The sequence below is a fragment of the Pseudomonas sp. FA-1 genome (genome assembly GCF_056856075.1).
Map to the genome: position 1 here is coordinate 49,063 of NZ_JBWXTH010000002.1, position 20,861 is coordinate 69,923.

The window sequence follows — 20,861 nt, forward strand, 5'->3', positions numbered from 1 at the left end:
CCATGCCCCTGCGCCGCCTCTCCATCCAGTGGAAAATCACCCTGCTCGCCGGCCTGTGCCTGCTAGCGATCGTCGCGTTGCTGGTCGCCACGTCCCTGACCCAGGCTCGACGCAGCGCGACCGAGGTCTTCCAGGCCAATACCGAGCTGCTGGACCACAGCGCCCGCCTGCGCCTGCAGGCCCATGCCGAAACCCAAGCCCTGCGCATCCAGCGCTATTTCATGGACGCCTACCAGTACGGCAATGGTTTCGCCCGCCTGGTGCAGGTGCTCAGGGCCCGCGGCGGAGACGACCTACGCGCCGAACTGAGCGCCCAGGCCCGCGCAACCCTGGCCGGCAACCGCGACCTGATCGGCCTGTACCTGGTGTTCCAACCCAACGCACTGGACCAGCAGGACGCCCGCTTCATCGGCCAGGATGCCCAGGGCAGCAACGACAGCGGGCGCTATTCGCTGTACTGGTCGCAGCCCAGCCCCGGAACGCTGGAGTCGGAGTCCATGCCCGAATCGATGCTGGCCGACACCAGCACCGCGGCCAATGGCTCGCCCTACAACCGCTGGCTGACCTGCCCACTGGAAACCGCCAAGCCCTGCGTGCTCGACCCGTATTTCGATGAGGTCAACGGCCGCCAGGTGCTGATGACCAGCATCGCCCTGCCGCTGCTGGACAACGGCCAGGTGGTCGGGGTGGTCGGCCTGGACATTGGCCTGGACAACCTGCAGCAACTGAGCCTGGCGGGCCGCCAGGAGCTGTTCGACGGCCAAGGCCAGGTCAGCATCATCAGCCCCGCAGGCCTTCTGGCTGGCCACAGCCAGGACAATGCACAACTGAGCAAGACGGTGACCCAGGCCTACGGCGAACAGGCGCGTGAACTTGCGACCGCGATGGCCGCCGGCCAGCCGGTGGAACAGCTCGAGAACGGCCTGATGCGCGTCTCCCGCCCGTTCCCCCCGATTCCCGAGGCAACGCCCTGGCAGGTCCTGCTGGAACTGCCGGAGGCCGTGCTGCAGGCACCTGCGGTGGCCCTTAACCAACGCCTGGACGCACGCAACCAGGCCGCCAACCTCACCAGTCTGTTGATCGGCCTTGCGGCAGCCGTGCTCGGCCTGCTGCTGGTGTGGCTGACCGCCCGCGGCGTGACCCGGCCGATCCTCGCCGTGGCCGAACGCCTGCGCGACATCGCCAGCGGTGAAGGCGACCTGACCCGACGCCTGGACTACACCCGCGAGGACGAACTGGGCCAGTTGAGCGGCTGGTTCAACCGCTTCCTCGACAAGCTCCAGCCGGTGATCGCCCAGGTCAAGGGCTCGCTCCAGCAGGCCCGAGGCACGGCCGACCAGTCTGCGGCCATCGCCAGCCAGACCAGCGGCGGGATGCAGCAACAGCAGCGGGAAATCGAACAGGTGGCCACTGCCGCCAACGAGATGAGCGCCACCGCCCAGGACGTAGCCCGCAATGCCTCCCAGGCGGCCCAGGCCGCACGCGGCGCCGACCAGGCCACCCATGAAGGCCTGGAGCTGGTGGCCGTGACCCGCCAAGCCATCGATCGGCTGGTGGCAGACATGGACAGCGCCATGGACCAGGCACGCGCCCTGGCAGGGCGCAGCGAGCAGATCGGCACGGTGCTCGAGGTGATTCGCGCCATCGCCGAACAGACCAACCTGCTGGCGCTGAACGCGGCCATCGAAGCCGCCCGCGCGGGCGAGGCCGGTCGCGGCTTTGCCGTGGTCGCCGACGAGGTGCGCGGCCTGGCCCAGCGCACGCAGGTTTCGGTGGAGGAAATCCGCCAGGTGATCGAAGGCCTGCAGCAGGGCACCCATGATGTGGTCGGCGCCATGCACGAAGGCCAGCGCCAGGCCCGTGACAGCGCCACGCGCATGGAACAGGCCCTGCCTGCCCTGCAGCGAATCGGCGAAGCGGTGGCGGTGATCAGTGACATGAACCTGCAGATCGCCTCGGCGGCCGAGGAGCAGAGCGCGGTGGCCGAGGAAGTCAATCGCAACGTCGCCGGCATCCGCGATGTGACCGAGTCGCTGTCGGGCCAGGCCGACGAGTCGGCGCGGATCAGCCAGGCGCTGAACCGGCTTGCCAACCAGCAGCAGGCCTTGATGGAACAGTTCAAGGTATAGCCACTGCTTTCCCTGTAGGAGCGGGCTTGCCCCGCGATTGGGCCGAGCCTGCATTCGCGATCAATCGCGGGACAAGCCCGCTCCTACAGGGGGACGGTGAAATCAGACAGGGAGCCCATGATGGGAAAACCGTTTTTCGACCTGGCGAGCGAACAGGGCGTGCTGCGCACGTCCATCGCCGTCACTTTGTTCATCGCCGTGATCGGCATCGCCTTCGGCCTGGCGTCAGGCTCGTTCTCGATCGTCTTCGATGGTGTCTATTCGCTGGTGGACGCCAGCATGAGCGGGTTGTCACTGGTGGTGGTCAAGCTGATCACCTCCCATGCCCGTGCCGAACGTATGTCACGCAAGCTACGCGAGCGCTTCACCATGGGCTTCTGGCACCTGGAGCCGATGGTCCTGGCGCTCAATGGCATTCTGCTGACCGGCGTAGCGGCCTACGCCCTGATCAACGCCATCAGCAGCCTGCTCGAAGGCGGCCGAGACCTGGAATTCGGTGTCGCCCTGATCTATGCCGCAGTCACCGTCGTCGCCTGCCTGGCCATCGCCATCGCCGAGGCCCGCGCCAACCGCACACTGGGCTCGGACTTCGTGCGCATGGATGTCAAGGGCTGGGTGATGTCGGCCAGCATCACCGCCGCCCTGCTGGTCGCCTTCTGCTTCGGCTACCTGGTGCAGGGCACCGAGTGGGCCTGGCTTTCGCCCTACATCGACCCGGCCGTGCTGGCCCTGGTGTGCCTGGTGATCATCCCGCTGCCGATGTCGGTGGTGCGCCAGGCGCTGGCGGAAATGTTCCTGGTGACCCCGAGCGACCTCAAGCAACACGTCGATGACGTGGCCCAGGCCTTCGTCGGGCGGCATGGCCTGCAGTCGTACCGCGCCTATGTAGCCAAGGTCGGTCGCTCGCGGGAGATCGAGTTGTACTTCATCGTGCCGACCACCATGGCCGCCCGCACCATCGCCGAGTGGGACGCCCTGCGCGACGAGATCGGCGAAGCCATCGGCGGCGAAGGGCCGGACCGTTGGCTCACGGTGGTATTCACCGGCGATCCGGAATGGGCCGAATAAGCGCCAGGCCACTGCTTTTTCCATGAACGGTTGACGTTATTTTCACAGCCGCTCCATTAGCGTCGCAGCCTTTCCGGCAGCCGGCACACCCGGCTGTCATCAAGGTTCGACGAGGCGCACGTGGCAAGCACTACCCCAACAATGCGAAAAGGCATCGACTGGGCCGGCCTGGGCTGGCTCCTGCTGTTCTTCTGGTATTTCTCCGGTGTCACCCAGGCGCTGCTGATGTTCAGCGGCACCACCGGGTTTTCCGGCTTCCGAGACTCGCTTTTCCTCAGCACCCTGTGGTTCGCCCCAGTATTGCTGCTGCCGCGCCACACCCGCACCTTGAGCGCGGTGATCGGCGTGGTGCTCTGGGCCGCCTCGCTGGTGGGCCTGAGCTACTTCGGCATCTACCGCCAGGAGTTCTCGCAGAGCGTGATCTTCGTGATGTTCGAGTCGAACACCGCCGAAGCCGGGGAATATTTCAGCCAGTACTTCAGTGTCGGGCTGTGCCTGGCGCTGCTGCTGTATACCGTTGTGGCGGTGCTGCTGTGGAAGCGCGTGCGCCCGGTCACCCTGCCCCTGCGCAGCCGGGCGCCGCTGGTGATCGTGCTGCTGGCGGCGAACCTGATCTACCCCTTCTATAAACAGATGGTGACCCAGGAACGCAACTTCGCCGACGCCCTGGAAAAGGTCCAGCTACGCATGGAGCCTGCGGTGCCCTGGCAGTTGCTGGTCGGCTACCAGCAATACCGCCAGCAGCTGGACAACATGCAGAAGCTGCTCGAGCAGAACGCCTCGTTGCCACCCCTGCAGGGCCTGAAGGACAGCAGCGGCGACGCGCCGCGCACCTTGGTGCTGGTGCTGGGCGAATCGACCACCCGTGAACACATGCACTTGTACGGCTACGGCCGGCCGACCACACCCAACCTCGACGCCCTGGCCAGCGAGGACAAGCAACTGACGGTGTTCCGCAACGTGGTATCGCCACGGCCCTATACCATCGAAGTGATGCAGCAGATCCTGACCTTCGGCGACCAGAAGAACCCGGATCGCTTCCTGACCGACCCTTCGCTGATCAACCTGATGAAACAGGCGGGCTACAAAACCTTCTGGATCACCAACCAGCAGACGATGACCAAGCGCAACACCATGCTGACCACCTTCTCCCAGCAGACGGATGTGCCGGTCTACCTGAACAACCAGCGTAACCAGAACGCCAGCCAGTATGACGAAGTGGTGCTCGCACCGTTCGAAAAGGCACTGCAGGACCCGGCGCAGAAGAAGTTCATCATCGTCCACCTGTTGGGCACCCACATGGACTACCGCTACCGCTATCCGGATACCTACGAGCGCTTCAAGGACAGCCAGGGCGTGCCTGCTGGCTTGTCTCCCAGCCAGGTGGAAACCTACAACTTCTACGACAACGCAGTGCTGTACAACGACCACGTGGTATCCAGCCTGATCCAGCGCTACTCGGCGTCGACGCCCAATGGGTTCCTGCTGTACCTCTCCGACCATGGTGAAGACGTCTACAGCTCCGGCGACCACGATCGCCTGGGCCGCAACGAGAACGCGCCGACCCGGCCGATGTACACCATCCCGTTCCTGCTGTGGACCTCGCCAAGCTGGCAAGCCGAGCACCCTCGCGACCTGCAGTCGATGACCGACCGGCCCTACAGCAGCTCGCATCTGATCCATACCCTGTCCGACCTCGCCGGCCTCAGCTATGACCGTTTCGAGCCGGCCAAGAGCCTGGTGAGCCCGCAGTTCCTGGTGGCGCCGCGCTGGATCGGCGACCCGTACCGCAAGGACGGCCTGCGCGAGTTCGACCAGCTGCCGCAGGACACGGCTGTGCACGAGCAGAAAGCTGCCATCACCAGCCGCGCCCAGCCCCACGAAGGCTGATCTCCCCGGGGCCGCGTCGCGGCCCTATCGCTTTAAACCCCACACCTACAGCTCTAATAAACTGAATTTTTTTCCTGTCATTTTGATAGATCCGATCGTCAAAACGCTCAAATCGACACAAGCACGTTACATTCTGACGCAACGCATCCAAGCGCAGAAGCTCTAGACCGGCATTTCGCCATATGACCAGTCAGTCATCATAAAAACACACCAATACCCAACTTCATTCCAAAACAGAATGATTTAGTGCCTAAAGGTCGTTTGTTGGGCAGCACTTCGCACGCCGATACTGACCCCGGTCAATGAATTCGCCCGCCATTCATGGCGAGCGAACTCTTGAACTTGGGCCGTACAGCCTGGCCCGCGCGAAGCACGACGCGCCAGCCAGGGCAGAACAAGAACAAAAAACTCAAACTGAACGAGGTCAAATAGATTGCCCATGACCCAATCCAATGAACACGCACGTTCGACCGCCGCGAACACGCCCGCGGGCCATCTGAAACGCACCCTCAACAGCCGCCACCTGAACATGATCGCCATCGGCGGTTCGATCGGCACCGGCCTGTTCGTCTCTTCCGGCGCCACCATCGCCCAGTCGGGGCCCGGCGGCGCCCTGCTCGCCTTCGCGATCGTCGGCCTGATGGTGTACTTCCTGATGACCAGCCTGGGGGAACTGGCCGCCTGCATGCCGGTCAGCGGCTCGTTCTCCACCTACGCCTCACGGTACGTGGACGAAAGCTTCGGCTTCGCCCTGGGCTGGAACTACTGGTATTCCTGGGCGGTGACCATCGCCGTGGACCTGGTCGCCGTACAGATCATCATGACCTACTGGTTCCCGGACACACCCGGGGTGATCTGGAGCGCCGTGTTCCTGGGGCTGCTGTTCGCCCTGAACGTCGCTTCGGTACGCTTCTTCGGCGAGACGGAGTTCTGGTTCGCACTGATCAAGGTCATCACCATCATCGCCTTCATCGTCATGGGCGTGCTGATGCTGATGGGCATCGTCGAAGGTGGCCAAGATGGCGGCGCACACCTGTGGCAGATCGGCGACGCACCGATCGCCGGTGGCCTGCCTGCGCTGATCGGCGTGGCCATGATCGTCGGCTTCTCGTTCCAGGGCACCGAGTTCGTCGGCATCGCCGCTGGAGAGACGGAAAACCCCGGACGCAACATTCCCAAGGCGGTGCGCCAGATCTTCTGGCGCATCCTGCTGTTCTACGTCTGCACCATCATCGTGATCGGCCTGCTGATTCCCTATACCGACCCGCGCCTGCTCAAGGACGGGCTTTCGGACATCACCATCAGCCCCTTCACCCTGATCTTCGAAAAAGCCGACATGCTGGCCGCTGCGGCCATCATGAATGCCGTGATCCTCACCTCGGTGCTCTCGGCCGGTAACTCCGGCATGTATGCCTCTTCGCGCATGCTCTACAGCCTGGCCGTGGAGCGCAAGGCGCCCGCGCTGTTCGCCAAGCTCACCCGCTCGGGCACACCCGTGTGGGCCTTGTTGGCCACCTCGGTGGTGGCCGGCCTGTGCCTGCTGAGCTTCCTGTTCAGCCCCGGCAAGCTCTACCTGTGGCTGCTCAATACCTCCGGCATGCTGGGCTTCATCGCCTGGCTGGGCATCGCCATCAGCCATTACCGCTTCCGTCGCGGCTACAAACTGCAGGGCCATAGCCTGGACAAGCTGCCCTACGTCTCGAAGTTCTTCCCGTTCGGGCCGTTCTTCGCCTTCGCCCTGTGCATGGTGGTGATGCTGGGCCAGAACTACCAGGCTTTCATCGGCGACCGCATCGACTGGATGGGCGCCACCGCGACCTATATCGGCCTGGTGCTGTTCGCGGTGATGTGGCTTGGCCACAAGTTGATCACCCGTTCGCGCATCGTCCGCTACCGGGATATGGACTTCAGCGTGATCGAGGTTCGCCGGCGGCAGGCGCGCCACAGCGCCGAAAGCGATGCCAGCGACCTGGCGATCGCCAGCCCCCAGACTTCCGCCTGATACCCTTTGGCACGGCGTCGGCAGCCTTCTGCCCGGCGCCATTACCGCATGGACCTTGCGATGAGCACCGATTTCCTTCAATCCTTCTACGAAGCCTCCGTCGATCGGGTGTCCTACCCGGCCCACGCCGGCCGCACCGACACCCGCGTCTGCATCCTGGGGGGCGGCCTGGCAGGCCTGTCGACCGCCCTGGGCCTGGCCGAACGTGGCGTCACCGACGTGGTGGTGCTGGAGTCGTACCGGGTGGGGCATGGCGCATCCGGGCGCAACGGCGGTTTCGTCTTCGGCGGCTACAGCTTGGGCAACGGTGCCCTGCTCGATACCCTGGGCGCACAAGAGGGGCGGCGCCTGTACCAACTGACGCTCGACGCGGTGGAGCTGATCCGCAGCCGTGCCCGCCACTACAGCATCGACTGCGACCTGGTGGACAAAGGGGTGATCCTGGCCAACTGGTTCAATGACCCGTCGCGCCTGGAAAAGCCCCGCCAACTGATGAAAGAAGTCTACGGCGTGGAGTGGGAATACATCGCACCCGGCGAACTGAAAGAAATGCTCAAGACCGACCGCTATTACGGTGGGCTGCTCGAGCGCAATGCCTTCCACTTCCATCCGCTCAAATACGTCTGCGGCGTGGCGCGCGCGGTTACCGACCTCGGCACGCGCCTGTTCGAACAGTCTCCCGTGCTGGCCATCGAACGACGCGCCGGCAAATATGTCGTGCGAACCGAAGGCGGCGAGGTACATGCCGAAGAAGTGGTGTTCTCCGGCGGCGGCTACGCCCGTGGCGTCTATCGCCCAGTGGAGCGCGCAGTATTGCCCATCGCCACCTACGTGGTCGCCACCCAGCCATTGGGCGAGAGGCTGAAGGACGCGATCGCCTGCGAGTCGGCGATCTACGACACCCGCTTCGCCTTCGACTACTACCGCCCGCTCAAGGACAGTCGCATCCTGTGGGGCGGGCGTATTTCCATCCTCGATCGCGGCCCCGAAGCCATCGCCAAGCTGCTCAAGGCCGACCTGGTCACGGTCTACCCTCAGCTCGAGGACGTGGACATCGACTATTCATGGGGTGGCCTGATGAGCTACGGACGCCATCAGATGGCGCAGATCGGCCAGGACGACAACGGCATCTGGCATGCGGTAGGTTTCGGTGGCCACGGCATGGCGCCCACCACGGTGGCGGGCGAGGTGCTTGCCAATGCCATCGCCCACAGGTTGCCCGTACCGGCAGGGTTCGGGCAGTTTGGCTTGACCCGTACCTTTGGTGTTGCCGGTTTGCTGGCGGCGCAGGCGACCTATACCGCGTACCAAACGATCGATGCCTTCGATGCACATCGGCTGAACAGGGTTGGAGAAGGTTGAGCCTGCGCATCCAGAAGGGTCATGCCCCCGCGATCAAGGGCCAGGCCCTCACCTACAGTCGCAACAGCAGGAGCTGCCGGATCTATCTGAATGACGCGCAAATGAAAAAGCCCGCCTTGAAAGGCGGGCTCTTCATGTATGGTGGGTCGTGTAGGATTCGAACCTACGACCAATTGGTTAAAAGCCAACTGCTCTACCAACTGAGCTAACGACCCGTTGGATGGCGCGTATAATACTGATTTCTAACGGGAAATCAACACCCCATCGCAATTTTTTTTAAAAATATCGAGTCGGGTCCGCGACACCCGCCGCCTTGAAGCCCTCGGCACGCAGGCGGCAGCTGTCGCACTTGCCGCAGGCACGGCCGTCGTCGTCCGCCTGGTAGCATGACACCGTGAGGCTGTAGTCCACGCCCTGGGCGATACCGGCCTGGACGATCTGCGCCTTGCTCAGGTTCTGCAAGGGGGCCTGGATACGGAAGCCCTGCCCTTCCACGCCCGCCTTGGTGGCCAGGTTGGCCATGCGCTCGAACGCCTCGACGAACTCGGGACGGCAATCCGGGTAACCCGAGTAGTCCACGGCGTTCACGCCGATGAAGATGTCGCGGGCCTGAAGCACTTCCGCCCAGCCCAGGGCCAGGGACAGGAAGACCGTGTTTCGGGCGGGCACGTAGGTGACCGGAATGCCCTCGCCAGGTGCCTCAGGTACATCGATGCTGGTATCGGTCAGGGCCGAGCCACCGATGCCGTCCAGGTTCAGGCCGATCACCTTGTGCTCGACCACGCCCAGGTCTCGGGCAACTCGCGCTGCAGCATTCAGCTCGGCGCGGTGGCGCTGGCCGTAATCGAAGCTCATGGTATAGCAGCTGTAGCCCTCGGCCTTGGCCATGGCAACCACGGTGGCCGAGTCCAGGCCACCGGACAGCAGGATTACCGCACGTTTCTCAGTCATGTTCATACTCCTTTTATCAGCGGCCAGGCTCGTCGTTCCACAGCAGTTTGTGCAACTGCAGCTGGAAGCGCACGGGCAGGTTGTCGGCGACGATCCAGTCGGCCAGGTCGGTGGCATTGACCTGGTGGTGGCTGGGCGAAAACAGCACTTCGCCTGCGCGCTCGGCCAGGTTGTACTGGATCAGTTTCGAAACCGCCCAGTCGTAGTCCTCACGGGAACAGATCACGAACTTGACCTGGTCGTTACGGGTCAGCAGCTCGATGTTCTCGTAGCGGTTACGGTGCGACTCCTCCGAGCCCGGGGTCTTGAGGTCGACCACGCGGCTGACGCGGGTATCGACGCGGGCGATATCCAGGGCACCGCTGGTTTCCAGGGACACCTCGTAGCCGGCGTCACACAGGCGCTGCAACAGCGCCAGCACGTTGGGCTGGGCCAAGGGTTCGCCCCCGGTCACGCAGACATAGCGCGGCCGGAAGCCCGCCACCTGCTCGAGGATATCGTCAAGGGTACGAAGGGTACCGCCGCTGAAGGCGTAGGCACTGTCACAGTATTGGCAGCGCAAAGGGCAGCCGGTGAGACGCACGAATACGGTGGGCAGCCCCGCCGTTCGTGTTTCACCCTGCAACGAGTAAAAGACTTCGGTGATGCGTAATGTGTCTTGCATGGTCGCCACGGGCGTGACAGCTAAACAGGCTGTCCGCCTCCGTCAGGCACTGGTACGGACTCGACATAGCGTTATCCGCAACAGCGTGTTTACGAAAAAAGGGCCAAGATTCTAACGAAAAAACCCGCGACAAGCGCGGGTTTCTTTCGTCAGGCGATATTCAGAGCTTTTGCAGGTCGCGCTGCGCCAGTTGCGCGGCAGAGGTGCCGGGGTACTGGGTGATGACCTGCTGCAGGATGCCCTTGACCTTGTCGGTGTGGCCCATGCGGCGCTCGACGTCCGCCAGCTTGTACAGCGAGTCAGGCACCTTGCTGTGCTTGGGGTACAACTGGCCGACCTTGGCGAAGGCCTGGCTGGCACCTTGCAGGTCGCCCTTGGCCAGGTTCACCTCGCCAAGCCAGTACTGGGCATTGCCGGCGTACTGGCTGTTAGGGTACTTGCGCAGGAAGGCGGCGAAGGCCTGGCTGGCCTTGTCGAAGTCCTTCTGCTTGATCAGGTCGAAAGCGGCGTCGTAATAGAGCTTCTCTTTCGCCGGATCACCGGGTTCGCTGCTGGCGGCCGGCTGTTGGGCAGCGGCGCCAGCGGCAGCACCGGCGGCGGCACCACCGGTGGAAGAATTCTCGGGAGCCTGGGCAGGCGCGGCACCACTGTTGATGCGGCTGTCCAGATCCTTGTAACGCTCCAGGCTTTCCTGCTTCATGCGGGCCACATCGTTCTGCAGCTCTTCGATGATGCCCTGCTGGCGGGAAATCTGGTCCTGCATCTGCTGCAGCTGCATGAACAGCTGGCCCTGTGCAGAGGCAGGGGTCGAAGCCCCTGCCCCGGCATAGGCGCCGCTCGTGCCATAACCCGCAGGCGGATAGCCGCTCGCGTTGTCATCTACTACGGGAACCTCAGCCCAGGCCGCAAGCGGCAGGCTGAGTGCGAGGACGGTTACAGCACGACGGCACATACGCATAGGAACTTACTTACGCAGTTCTACGCGACGGTTCTGAGCCCAGGACTGCTCGTCGCCACCAGTGGCAACCGGACGCTCTTCGCCGTAGGAAACCAGTTCCAGCTGAGCAGGGGAAACGCCCTGCAGAACCAGGTAGCGCTGAACGGCCTTGGCACGACGCTCGCCCAGAGCCATGTTGTACTCGCGAGTACCGCGCTCGTCGGTGTGGCCTTCCAGGACAACACGGTTGCCGTTGGCTTTCAGGTCCTTGGCGTGAACGTCCAGGGCGCGCATGGCTTCTGGCTTCAGGTCCGAGCTGTCGTATTCGAAGTAGAAGGTGGTGATTGCGCGCAGGGCGGCTTCTTCGCTCAGGCTGCCGTCGACAGCGCCGGTGTTGGCACCGTAGCCAGCGTTCGGGTCAACAGCGGCGCCTTCGCCAGCGTTGTCACCGCCCTTGGAGGAGCAACCTACAGCTACGGCCATGGCCAGAGCCAGCGCAGCGAATTTACCAAACTTCAGCATTTCCATCGTGAAACTCCTAATGAAACCCCAGTGTGTTAAGCAAATAGTGTTACGCCGCAATCAGTTCAGGTAAGGGGACCAGGACGGTTCTCTGACTTCGCCTTGCGCGGTAGGAAGCGGGAGCCTCACGCGTCCGTTGAGAGAGACGAGCATCAAGACTCCCCGGCCCTGCTGGCGGGTGGCGTAGATTAGCATGGTGCCGTTTGGCGCAACAGTGGGAGACTCATCAAGACTGGTGTCCGAAAGAATCTTTACACTTCCACGCTCCAGGTCCTGCGCAGCCACCTTGAAGTTGGTGAAACCCTGCTGGCGATGGATCATCACCAGGGTCTTCTCGTCGGCCGACAGTTTCGGGTTGGCGTTGTAGTTGCCCACGAAGGTCACGCGCTCGGCACCACCACCACCGATGGAGGTCTTGTAGACCTGCGGCTTGCCGCCACGGTCGGAGGTGAAGTACAGGGTGTTGCCATCCTTGCCCCAGAACGGCTCGGTGTTGATGCCAGGGCCGGCGGTGACGCGGGTGATCTGGCGCGAGCCCATGTTCATCACGTAGATGTCCGGGTTACCGTCCTTGGACAACACGAAGGCCAGGCGCGAGCCATCCGGCGACCAGGCCGGAGCACCGTTGAGGCCTTCGAAGTTGGTGACCTGCTCACGGCGACCGGTGTCGATGTGCTGGACGAAGATGCGCGGGCGCTTCTGCTCGAACGAGACATAGGCGATACGCTTGCCGTCCGGCGCGAAGCGCGGCGACAGGATCGGCTCGCGGGACTGCAGCAGGGTCACGGCGCGGGCACCGTCGTAGTCCGAGCGCTGCAGGGTGTAGCGGGTGTTGTTGGCAGAGAAGCGCTCGGCGGTCACGTACAGCATGCGGGTGGAGAACGCGCCCTTGATGCCGGTGAGCTTCTCGAACGACTGGTCGGCGATGTAGTGCGCCATGTCGCGCAGCTGGTCGACGCCGCCGGCGACGCTGCCGGTCAGCACTTGCTGCTCGGTGGCGACGTTGAACAGGGCGTACTGCACCTGCAGGCGACCGCCGGCCGGCACGATGCTGCCGACCATCACGTACTGGGCACCCAAGGCCTTCCAGTCACGGAAGATCACTTCGCTGGCCTGGCTCGGCTGGCTGATCATGTTCTGCCGTGGAATGGGCGAGTAGTAACCGGAGTTGCGCAGGTCATTGCCGATGATCTCGGCCATGTCTTCCGGCAGCACGCTGCCACCCTGCAGACCGAACGGCACCACCGCGATCGGGGTCGCCCGGTCGCTGCCGCTGGTGACCAGGATGTTCTTTTCCTCTGCCACGGCCATACCTGCCACGCAGCAGAGCATGACCAGCAGTCCTTTCAGACGTTTAATCACAACGCAAGATCCTCAGGTGTAAATGTCATCTTGAATGAACGATACGGATTGAACTCGTTCGGCTTCAAGCCCTGCATTTCGGTCAAACGACCAATGTTCTTCACTGCTGCCACCGCCGAGGCGTCGAACGGGCCGTCGCCGCTGGAGCGCGCCACGCTGACATTGGTGATGGTGCCATCGGGCAACATGTTGATCTGCAGGACTACCGTCATGCCCCTGCGTGCGGACGGCGGACGTGCCCAACCTTCGGCTGCCCGCATGCGAATCAGGTCGTCGAAATCGCCGGCCACTTCATCGCCACGCTCATCGGCCAGGGCCTGCTGCCGCTCGGTGGTGTCGGACAACAGCTCGGCCAGGGCCTGGGCTTTCTTGTCCTCCGCTGCCTTGCGGGCCGCTTCCTGGGCCTTTTTCTTCTGGGCATCTGCCGCCGCCTTCTTCTTGGCGTCTTCAGCTGCCTTTTTCTTGGCCTGCTCGGCCGCCGCTTTTTTCTTGGCGTCCTCGGCTGCTTTCTTCTTGGCCTCCTCGGCGGCTTTTTTCTTCGCCTCCTCGGCGGCCTTCTTCTTGGCTTCTTCCTCGGCCTGCTTCTTCGCCTCTTGCTCGGCCTTTTTCTTGGCGATGTCGGCCTGCTGCTTCTCGGCGGCCTTCTTCGCCTCTTCGGCTTTCTTGGCCTCGGCGGCCTTCTTGGCTTCGGCGGCTTTGGCAGCCTCTTCAGCCTTCTTCGCCTCGGCGGCCTCTCGGGCCTCTTCGGCCTTTTGAGCGGCGTCAGCTTTCTTTTGTTCCGCGGCCTTGATGGCTTCCTGCTCGACCTTCTTCTGTTCCAGCTGCTCGACTTCGGTCTGGCGCGAAGCGGTTTTCTTCGCTTCCCCGGCGATCTTCTGGTTGGTCTGGGTGGTTGCCTGGCTCTTGGACTTGAGCTGGTAGAGCGTGGCCTGGACGATAGGCTTGGACGGCGGCAGTTCCGGCGTCATGGCGAAGCTGACGAACAGCATCGCGAACACCAGCACATGCAGACCGATGGCCCAGATACTGGGCCAGAAGTAGCTTTCCGAGGCGGATGGCTCTCGCTGTTGCATCAGGGCGCCTCGGTAATCAGGCCAACGTTACCGACACCGGCCTTCTGCAACCCACCCATGGCGCCCATGACCGCGCCGTAGTCGACGGCCTTGTCGCCACGGATGAAGACCTGGGTCTGCTTGCCCTGGTCACGACCGGCGGCAATGATCTTGGTCACCGCGTCGGTCATTTCCGGCAAGGTCATGGCCTTGTCCATCTGCTTGTCGGTGTCGACCTCGCTGCCGAGGTTCCAGTAGTAGGTCTTGTCGGCCTTGATCGAGATGGTCAGGATCTGAACGTTGTTGTCCTGGGGCAAGGCTTCGCTGGATACCTTGGGCAGGTCGACCTTCACGCCCTGGTTGAGCATGGGAGCGGTCACCATGAAGATGACCAGCAGCACCAGCATCACGTCGATGTAGGGCACCACGTTCATCTCGGCGACCGGCTTGCGTTTGTGGCGAACTCGGGCCATGGGCTTCTACCTGATCACTCTTCGCTGGTGTGTACTTTGCGGTGCAGGATCGCCTGGAACTCGTCGGCGAACGTGTAGTAACGACCGATCAGCACTTCGCTGCGGGCCGAGAAACGGTTGTAGGCGATGACTGCCGGGATCGCGGCGAACAGGCCGATCGCAGTGGCGATCAGCGCCTCGGCAATACCCGGGGCCACGGTGGCCAGGGTCGCCTGCTGGGCAGAGGCCAGGCCGCGGAAGGAGTTCATGATGCCCCAGACGGTACCGAACAGGCCGATGTACGGGCTGGTGGAACCGACGGTGGCCAGGAACGGCAGGCTCTGCTCGAGCTTCTCTTCCTCGCGGGAGATCGCTACGCGCATGGCACGGCCAACGCCTTCCATGACCGCATCCGGGTCGACGCCCGGCTGCTGGCGCAGGCGCGAGAACTCTTTGAAGCCGGCACGGAACACCTGCTCGACGCCGGAATCCGGGTCTGGGTTGCTGCCTGCCTGGCGGTACAGCTTGGACAGGTCGATGCCCGACCAGAAGCGCTCTTCGAAGGCGTCCAGCGCACGACGACCGGCGCGCAGCATGGTGCTGCGCTGGAAGATCATGATCCATGAGGTGACCGAGGCTGCCACCAGGGTCAGCATCACCAGCTGCACCACAATGCTGGCATTGCTGACCAGACTCCACATGGAGGTATGGTCGACGACGTTAGCTTCCACGCTTATTCTCCTGCGTTCGATTGAGTACCCGTGCCGTCCGCCAGGAAGGCGTCGCGCAGCTCTTGGGGTATGGCCCGGGGTTTGAAAGTGTCGGCGCGCACGGCGGCCACCAGGAACTGCCCCTCGCAGAGCAGCGTTTCATCCTTTTCCCGCCAGACCTGCTGCACGAAGCGCAGGCTGGCGCGATTCAATTCAAGTACTTGCGCGGTCACCCGCAACGCGTCGTCCAGCCGCGCCGGCGCGTGGTAGCGCGCTTCGCTGGAATGGACCACGAACAGCAGGTTCTGGCCTGCCAGCTCGGCTTGGGAAAACCCCAGGTGCCGCAGCCGCTCGGTGCGTGCACGCTCCATGAATTTCAGGTAATTGACGTAATACACCACGCCACCTGCGTCGGTGTCCTCGTAATAGACGCGACAGCGGTGGGCGAACGGTTCCAGGCCTTTTTGCGCGCGCATACTCTAGTGCTTACTCCTCAGCTTGCCAATCCGCCCCGGCAACTGTTTTTGCATCGATAATGTCTTATTGCCAGCGCCGCGAGGGCGTGCCAGCGGTAGGACCACGAAAACCCCGATTCGATCTGTCATTCATCGTCGGGATCGGAAAATTCGCCACCTTCGGCAAAGCGGCCGGGAATGTTCAGGCCGAAATGCAGGTAGGCGTGACGGGTGACCACACGCCCGCGTGGCGTACGCATGATGTAGCCCTGCTGGATCAGGTATGGCTCGAGCACGTCTTCGATGGTATGGCGCTCCTCGCTGATGGCTGCCGCCAGGTTGTCGACCCCCACCGGGCCACCGTCGAACTTTTCGATCATGGTCAGCAGCAGGCGGCGGTCGGAATGGTCGAAGCCACGCTCGTCGACATCCAGCAGGTTCAGCGCCATGTCCGCCACCGCCTTGGTGATCTCGCCCTTGCCACGCACCTCGGCGTAGTCGCGCACCCGGCGCAGCAGACGGTTGGCGATCCGCGGGGTGCCACGGGCCCGGCGAGCGATCTCATAGGCGCCTTCGTCCTCGATCACGAGGCCCAGGATGTTGGCCGAACGGCTGACGATGGTGGCCAGGTCCCTGTTGCTATAGAACTCCAGGCGCTGGACGATACCGAAGCGATCGCGCAGCGGGTTGGTCAGCATGCCGGCACGGGTGGTGGCACCGACCAGGGTGAAAGGTGGCAGGTCCAGCTTGATCGAGCGGGCCGCCGGCCCCTCGCCGATCATGATGTCCAGCTGGAAGTCTTCCATCGCCGGGTAGAGCACTTCCTCGACCACCGGGGACAAGCGGTGGATCTCGTCAATGAACAGCACATCGTGGGGCTCGAGGTTGGTCAGCATGGCCGCCAGGTCGCCCGGGCGCTCGAGGATCGGGCCCGAGGTGCTCTTGACCGACACGCCCATTTCCTGGGCGATGATGTTGGCCAGCGTGGTCTTGCCAAGGCCGGGCGGACCGAAGATCAAGGTGTGGTCCAGGGACTCGTTGCGCCCACGGGCTGCCTGGATGAACAGTGCCATCTGCTCGCGCACCACCGGCTGGCCGATGTATTCCTCCAGGCGCAGCGGGCGGATCGCACGGTCCTGGATGTCTTCGCGGTCGCGCCCGCTGGCGGCGATCAGTCGGTCGGCTTCGATCACTTGGTAATCATCCCTTTGAGGCTACGGCGAATCAGCTCCTCGCTGCTCAGACCGGCCTTGTCCTTGATCGCCGATACCGCCTTGCTCGCCTCCTGGGGCTTGTAGCCCAGGGAGACCAGGGCGCTGACCGCATCGGCTTCGGCCGTGGAGGCACTACTGACCGGCAGCGGGCCATCGGACACCAGGGTGAACATGGCAGGCGAGGTTTCCCAGGCCTTGAAGCGGTCCTTGAGCTCGACCAGCAGGCGCTCGGCGGTCTTCTTGCCGACGCCCGGCACACGCACCAGGGCCGAGGTGTCCTGGGCCTGCACGCAGCGCACCAGCTCGTCCACTTCCAGCCCGGACATCAGCGCCAACGCCAGCTTCGGCCCAACCCCGTTCAGCCGGATCAGTTCGCGAAACAACTCGCGCTCGCGCTTTTCGGCGAAGCCATAGAGCAGATGCGCATCTTCACGCACCACCAGATGGGTATGCACGGTCACCGGTTCGCCGACCTTGGGCAGGCGATACAAGGTGGTCATCGGCACTTCCAGCTCGTAGCCTACGCCGTTGACGTCGATAATCAGGTGCGGCGGCTGTTTTTCCGCCAGGGTGCCGCGCAAACGTCCAATCACGTTCCGATCCTTTCTCTCGGGGAGCCGGTCGAAGACCGCTCAACCCTATCAGCAAATGCAACGGGTGAACGTTTCACCCGGACAAAATTTGTATCTGCGCATGAAGCGCTCAAAGACGCAAGCGCCCGCCTCTTCGCCGCGCCGTGGCCAGGCCGTGGGGCACCAGGCTGGAGCGGGTATGGGCATGGCACAGGGCGATGGCCAGGGCGTCGGAGGCGTCGACCTGCGGTTTTTGCGTCAGCTTCAACAGGTGCATGACCATCAGCATCACCTGCTCCTTGTTGGCGCCACCAGTACCTGCCACGGCCTGCTTGACCTGGCTGGCGCTGTACTCGGCGATCTCAAGGCCCGCTTCGGCGGCGGCGACGATGGCCGCGCCCCGCGCCTGACCGAGCTTGAGGGCCGAGTCGGCATTGCGCGCCATGAACACCCGCTCGATGCCCATGGTCACGGGCCCGTGCTGGCGAATGATTTCGCTGACACCACGAAACACGATCTGCAGGCGCTCATGCAGCTCGCCGCTGCCGGTGCGGATACAGCCAGACGCCACGTACTCGCAGCCACGGGCAGTCTGGCGCACCACACCGAAGCCGGTGATGCGCGAGCCGGGGTCGATACCAAGAATCAGAGTCATAACGCCTGCAATAGATAAAGAATACGACGCGCGCGGCCCCTGGGGCTGCTTTGCAGCCCTTTCGCGGCACAAGGCCGCTCCTACAGACATCGCGCCGACCTGAGGAACGTCGCTGTACCTGTAGGAGCGGCCTTGTGCCGCGAAAGGGCCGCAGGCTCAACGAGCCATGCCAGGATAAACCAGATACCTTAGCCGAGTTTTTCCATGATCTCGTCGGAGATTTCGGCATTGGAGTAGACGTTCTGCACGTCATCCAGGTCCTCGAGCATGTCGATCAGCTTGAGCACCTTCTCGGCGCCCTCCTGGTCCAGCTCGGCACTGGTGGTCGGCTGCATCACGATCTCGGCGTCCGAAGCCTTGAAACCGGCTTCCTCCAAGGCGTTGCGCACCGCATAGAAACTGTTGAACGAGGTGAAGACGTCGAAGGAGCCGTCATCGTTGCCAACCACGTCGTCGGCATCGGCTTCCATGGCCGCTTCTATCAAGGCCTCTTCGTTTACGCCCAGGTCGGCGGCGAAGCTGATCTGCCCCTTGCGCTCGAACAGGTAGGCCACCGAGCCGTCGGTGCCGAGGTTGCCGCCACACTTGGCGAAGGCATGGCGCACAGCGGCCGCGGTACGGTTGCGGTTGTCGGTCATGGCCTCGACCATGATCGCCACGCCACCGGGGCCGTAGCCCTCGTAGCTGAGTTCCTCGACGTTGTCGCTTTCGTTGGTACCGGCACCACGGGCTACGGCGCGATCGATGATGTCGCGGCTCATGTTGGCGCCCAAGGCCTTGTCCAATGCCAGGCGCAGGCGTGGGTTGGAGGCCGGGTCGGCGCCGCCCTGCTTGGCAGCGACGGTCAGCTCGCGGATCCACTTGGTGAAGATCTTGCCTCTCTTGGCATCCTGGCGTTCTTTGCGGTGCTTGATGTTTGCCCACTTCGAATGACCAGCCATAACGTCTCCAAATCCTTCAAACAGAAACAGGTTCCGCCCCGAAGGGCGGAACGCGAGAAAACGGCGCCGAAGCGCGTGGGCGCCCCCACCGGGAAGCGCCCGGGCCGATTACTCGACCTTGGTCTGCTCGCGCAGACGGATGTGCAGCTCGCGCAGGGCCTTGGCATCCACCAGGCCAGGGGCCTGGGTCATGACGCACGCGGCGCTCTGGGTTTTCGGGAAGGCGATCACTTCACGGATCGACTGGGCGCCGGTCATCAGCATCACCAGGCGGTCCAGGCCGAAGGCCAGGCCACCGTGGGGCGGCGCGCCGAACTTCAGGGCGTCGAGCAGGAAGCCGAACTTCTCCTGCTGCTCTTCTGCACCGATGCCCAGCAGACGGAACACGGCCTGTTGCATTTCCTTGCGATGGATACGGATCGAACCACCACCGAGCTCGGTGCCGTTGAGGACCATGTCGTAGGCACGGGACAGGGCGCCGGCCGGGTTGGCCTCGAGCTCCTGCGGGGTGCACTTGGGCGCGGTGAACGGGTGGTGCAGCGCGCTGAAGCTGCCATCGTCGTTCTCTTCGAACATCGGGAAGTCAACGACCCACATCGGCGCCCACTCGCAGGTCAGCAGCTCGAAGTCGTGGCCCAGGCGGATACGCAGCGCGCCCAGGGCTTCGCTGACGATCTTGGCCTTGTCGGCGCCGAAGAACACGATATCGCCATCGACTGCACCCACGCGATCGAGGATCACGTTGAGGTTGGCCTCGGGGATGTTCTTGACGATCGGCGACTGCAGACCTTCGACGCCCTTGGCACGTTCGTTGACCTTGATGTACGCCAGGCCCTTGGCACCGTAGATGCCGACGAACTTGGTGTATTCGTCGATACGGCTGCGCGGCATGCTGGCGCCGCCTGGCAGACGCAGGGCGGTGACGCGGCACTTAGGATCGTTGGCCGGGCCGGCGAAGACCTTGAAGTCGACATCCTTGAGCTGGTCGGCAACGTCGACCAGTTCCAGCGGGATACGCAGGTCAGGCTTGTCGGAGCCGTAGCGACGCATGGCCTCTTCGTAGGTCATGTGCGGGAATTCGCCGAACTCCAAGTCCAGGACTTCCTTGAACAGCTTGCGGATCATGCCTTCGGTCAGGCCCATGATCTCGGATTCGTCGAGGAAGCTGGTCTCGATGTCGATCTGGGTGAATTCCGGCTGACGGTCGGCACGCAGGTCTTCGTCGCGGAAGCACTTGGCGATCTGGTAGTAGCGGTCGAAGCCGGCCACCATCAGCAGCTGCTTGAACAGCTGTGGCGATTGCGGCAAGGCGAAGAAGCTGCCGGCGTGGGTGCGGCTCGGCACCAGGTAGTCACGGGCACCTTCCGGGGTGGCGCGGGTCAGGATCGGCGTCTCGACGTCGAGGAAGCCGTTCTCGTCCAGGTAGCGGCGGATGCTGCTGGTGATGCGCGAACGCAGGCGCAGCTTGTCGGCCATCTCCGGGCGACGCAGGTCGATGAAGCGGTAGCGCAGGCGGGTTTCCTCGCCCACGTCGGAGTATTCGTTGAGCGGGAACGGCGGGGTCTCGGCCTCGTTGAGGACGGTCAGCTCGTAGCCCAGCACTTCGATGGCGCCAGAGGCCATGTTCGGGTTGACCGCGCCTTCTGGACGCAGGCGCACCTTGCCGGTGATCTGCACGACGTACTCGCTGCGCACGCGGTCAGCGTTGGCGAAAGTCTCGGCGCGATCCGGGTCGAAAACGACCTGGGCCATGCCTTCGCGGTCACGGATGTCGAGGAAGATCACCCCGCCGTGGTCGCGACGACGATGGACCCAGCCGCAAAGAGTGACTTCCTGGCCGTCCAGGCGCTCGTTCAGTTGGCCGCAATAATGGCTGCGCATCATGATGGTGGTTTCGCTTCTCGTGATTCGTGTATTCGGTGG

The 20,861-nt window shown here is 63.4% G+C and carries 18 protein-coding genes, 1 tRNA gene and 2 pseudogenes; 6 read left to right on the forward strand and 15 right to left on the reverse strand.

Going from position 1 to position 20,861, the window contains the following annotated elements:
* Positions 1 to 221: 221 nt before the first annotated feature.
* From AC1MHZ_RS04180 to AC1MHZ_RS04205, 6 genes and pseudogenes are all read left to right on the forward strand, one after another.
* Positions 222 to 1,271: pseudogene (locus tag AC1MHZ_RS04180) on the forward strand (methyl-accepting chemotaxis protein); the annotation flags it as partial.
* 345 nt (positions 1,272 to 1,616) lie between these two features.
* A pseudogene (locus AC1MHZ_RS04185) lies at positions 1,617 to 2,129 on the forward strand (methyl-accepting chemotaxis protein); the annotation flags it as partial.
* A gap of 120 nt (positions 2,130 to 2,249) precedes the next feature.
* On the forward strand, positions 2,250 to 3,197 hold the full coding sequence (locus tag AC1MHZ_RS04190) for a cation diffusion facilitator family transporter (protein ID WP_084854495.1): 948 nt from the start codon (positions 2,250 to 2,252) through the stop codon (positions 3,195 to 3,197).
* A 120-nt stretch (positions 3,198 to 3,317) separates the two neighbouring features.
* The gene (locus AC1MHZ_RS04195; RefSeq protein ID WP_324815644.1) at positions 3,318 to 5,087 is read left to right on the forward strand and encodes a phosphoethanolamine transferase CptA; all 1,770 of its coding nucleotides are present in this window, start codon (positions 3,318 to 3,320) and stop codon (positions 5,085 to 5,087) included.
* 439 nt (positions 5,088 to 5,526) lie between these two features.
* Entirely contained in the window at positions 5,527 to 7,089 is a 1,563-nt protein-coding gene (locus AC1MHZ_RS04200; RefSeq protein ID WP_324815641.1) for an amino acid permease, read from the forward strand.
* A 60-nt stretch (positions 7,090 to 7,149) separates the two neighbouring features.
* Positions 7,150 to 8,451, forward strand: a complete 1,302-nt coding sequence (locus AC1MHZ_RS04205; RefSeq protein WP_482966055.1) for an NAD(P)/FAD-dependent oxidoreductase — start codon at positions 7,150 to 7,152, stop codon at positions 8,449 to 8,451.
* 139 nt (positions 8,452 to 8,590) lie between these two features.
* Here the strand turns inward: AC1MHZ_RS04205 and AC1MHZ_RS04210 are convergent.
* The 15 genes from AC1MHZ_RS04210 to aspS form a co-directional block, all read right to left on the reverse strand.
* A tRNA-Lys gene (locus tag AC1MHZ_RS04210) sits at positions 8,591 to 8,666 on the reverse strand.
* Between the two features lie 61 nt (positions 8,667 to 8,727).
* Complete coding sequence (gene queC / locus AC1MHZ_RS04215) at positions 8,728 to 9,402, reverse strand: 7-cyano-7-deazaguanine synthase QueC (protein ID WP_482966056.1); 675 nt, start codon at positions 9,400 to 9,402, stop codon at positions 8,728 to 8,730.
* 16 nt (positions 9,403 to 9,418) lie between these two features.
* Positions 9,419 to 10,066, reverse strand: coding sequence for a 7-carboxy-7-deazaguanine synthase QueE (queE, locus tag AC1MHZ_RS04220; RefSeq protein ID WP_416768133.1), 648 nt, complete (start codon positions 10,064 to 10,066; stop codon positions 9,419 to 9,421).
* 160 nt (positions 10,067 to 10,226) lie between these two features.
* Positions 10,227 to 11,024: a tol-pal system protein YbgF gene (gene ybgF / locus AC1MHZ_RS04225; protein WP_084854490.1), complete on the reverse strand. Its 798-nt coding sequence runs from the start codon at positions 11,022 to 11,024 to the stop codon at positions 10,227 to 10,229.
* Positions 11,025 to 11,030: 6 nt separating this feature from the next.
* On the reverse strand, positions 11,031 to 11,531 hold the full coding sequence (gene pal, locus AC1MHZ_RS04230) for a peptidoglycan-associated lipoprotein Pal (protein ID WP_084854489.1): 501 nt from the start codon (positions 11,529 to 11,531) through the stop codon (positions 11,031 to 11,033).
* A gap of 54 nt (positions 11,532 to 11,585) precedes the next feature.
* A complete protein-coding gene (gene tolB, locus AC1MHZ_RS04235) occupies positions 11,586 to 12,857 on the reverse strand; it encodes a Tol-Pal system beta propeller repeat protein TolB (RefSeq protein ID WP_216356221.1) in 1,272 nt (423 codons plus the stop codon).
* Between the two features lie 26 nt (positions 12,858 to 12,883).
* Positions 12,884 to 13,960, reverse strand: a complete 1,077-nt coding sequence (gene tolA / locus AC1MHZ_RS04240) for a cell envelope integrity protein TolA (RefSeq protein ID WP_084854487.1) — start codon at positions 13,958 to 13,960, stop codon at positions 12,884 to 12,886.
* Positions 13,960 to 14,412 (reverse strand): protein TolR, encoded by a 453-nt coding sequence (tolR, locus tag AC1MHZ_RS04245; RefSeq protein ID WP_084854486.1) that lies wholly within the window; start codon positions 14,410 to 14,412, stop codon positions 13,960 to 13,962. Before tolR ends, tolA begins: the two co-directional genes overlap by 1 nt.
* Before the next feature lie 14 nt (positions 14,413 to 14,426).
* Positions 14,427 to 15,122, reverse strand: coding sequence for a protein TolQ (gene tolQ, locus AC1MHZ_RS04250; protein ID WP_084854485.1), 696 nt, complete (start codon positions 15,120 to 15,122; stop codon positions 14,427 to 14,429).
* Positions 15,123 to 15,124: 2 nt separating this feature from the next.
* The gene (gene ybgC, locus AC1MHZ_RS04255; RefSeq protein WP_084854484.1) at positions 15,125 to 15,577 is read right to left on the reverse strand and encodes a tol-pal system-associated acyl-CoA thioesterase; all 453 of its coding nucleotides are present in this window, start codon (positions 15,575 to 15,577) and stop codon (positions 15,125 to 15,127) included.
* 125 nt (positions 15,578 to 15,702) lie between these two features.
* On the reverse strand, positions 15,703 to 16,749 hold the full coding sequence (gene ruvB / locus AC1MHZ_RS04260; RefSeq protein WP_084854483.1) for a Holliday junction branch migration DNA helicase RuvB: 1,047 nt from the start codon (positions 16,747 to 16,749) through the stop codon (positions 15,703 to 15,705).
* A complete protein-coding gene (gene ruvA, locus AC1MHZ_RS04265) occupies positions 16,746 to 17,363 on the reverse strand; it encodes a Holliday junction branch migration protein RuvA (RefSeq protein WP_084854482.1) in 618 nt (205 codons plus the stop codon). Before ruvA ends, ruvB begins: the two co-directional genes overlap by 4 nt.
* 109 nt (positions 17,364 to 17,472) lie before the next feature.
* Positions 17,473 to 17,997: a crossover junction endodeoxyribonuclease RuvC gene (gene ruvC, locus AC1MHZ_RS04270; RefSeq protein ID WP_084854481.1), complete on the reverse strand. Its 525-nt coding sequence runs from the start codon at positions 17,995 to 17,997 to the stop codon at positions 17,473 to 17,475.
* A 188-nt stretch (positions 17,998 to 18,185) separates the two neighbouring features.
* The gene (locus AC1MHZ_RS04275; RefSeq protein WP_368829735.1) at positions 18,186 to 18,938 is read right to left on the reverse strand and encodes a YebC/PmpR family DNA-binding transcriptional regulator; all 753 of its coding nucleotides are present in this window, start codon (positions 18,936 to 18,938) and stop codon (positions 18,186 to 18,188) included.
* A gap of 108 nt (positions 18,939 to 19,046) precedes the next feature.
* Positions 19,047 to 20,822 carry an aspartate--tRNA ligase gene (aspS, locus tag AC1MHZ_RS04280; RefSeq protein ID WP_324818467.1) on the reverse strand — a complete coding sequence of 592 codons (1,776 nt, stop codon included), beginning with the start codon at positions 20,820 to 20,822 and terminating at the stop codon, positions 19,047 to 19,049.
* Positions 20,823 to 20,861 lie beyond the last annotated feature (39 nt).

Bases quoted from the DNA above. Each gene is read 5' to 3' on its own strand.
- queC (WP_482966056.1), bottom strand. From the start codon at position 9,402: ATGACTGAGAAACGTGCGGTAATCCTGCTGTCCGGTGGCCTGGACTCG.
- tolA (WP_084854487.1), bottom strand. From the start codon at position 13,960: ATGCAACAGCGAGAGCCATCCGCCTCGGAAAGCTACTTCTGGCCCAGT.
- tolR (WP_084854486.1), bottom strand. From the start codon at position 14,412: ATGGCCCGAGTTCGCCACAAACGCAAGCCGGTCGCCGAGATGAACGTG.
- ruvC (WP_084854481.1), bottom strand. From the start codon at position 17,997: ATGACTCTGATTCTTGGTATCGACCCCGGCTCGCGCATCACCGGCTTC.
- ybgC (WP_084854484.1), bottom strand. From the start codon at position 15,577: ATGCGCGCGCAAAAAGGCCTGGAACCGTTCGCCCACCGCTGTCGCGTC.
- AC1MHZ_RS04190 (WP_084854495.1), top strand. From the start codon at position 2,250: ATGGGAAAACCGTTTTTCGACCTGGCGAGCGAACAGGGCGTGCTGCGC.
- AC1MHZ_RS04200 (WP_324815641.1), top strand. From the start codon at position 5,527: ATGACCCAATCCAATGAACACGCACGTTCGACCGCCGCGAACACGCCC.
- ybgF (WP_084854490.1), bottom strand. From the start codon at position 11,024: ATGCGTATGTGCCGTCGTGCTGTAACCGTCCTCGCACTCAGCCTGCCG.
- pal (WP_084854489.1), bottom strand. From the start codon at position 11,531: ATGGAAATGCTGAAGTTTGGTAAATTCGCTGCGCTGGCTCTGGCCATG.
- AC1MHZ_RS04275 (WP_368829735.1), bottom strand. From the start codon at position 18,938: ATGGCTGGTCATTCGAAGTGGGCAAACATCAAGCACCGCAAAGAACGC.
- aspS (WP_324818467.1), bottom strand. From the start codon at position 20,822: ATGATGCGCAGCCATTATTGCGGCCAACTGAACGAGCGCCTGGACGGC.
- AC1MHZ_RS04205 (WP_482966055.1), top strand. From the start codon at position 7,150: ATGAGCACCGATTTCCTTCAATCCTTCTACGAAGCCTCCGTCGATCGG.
- queE (WP_416768133.1), bottom strand. From the start codon at position 10,066: ATGCAAGACACATTACGCATCACCGAAGTCTTTTACTCGTTGCAGGGT.
- tolB (WP_216356221.1), bottom strand. From the start codon at position 12,857: ATGCTCTGCTGCGTGGCAGGTATGGCCGTGGCAGAGGAAAAGAACATC.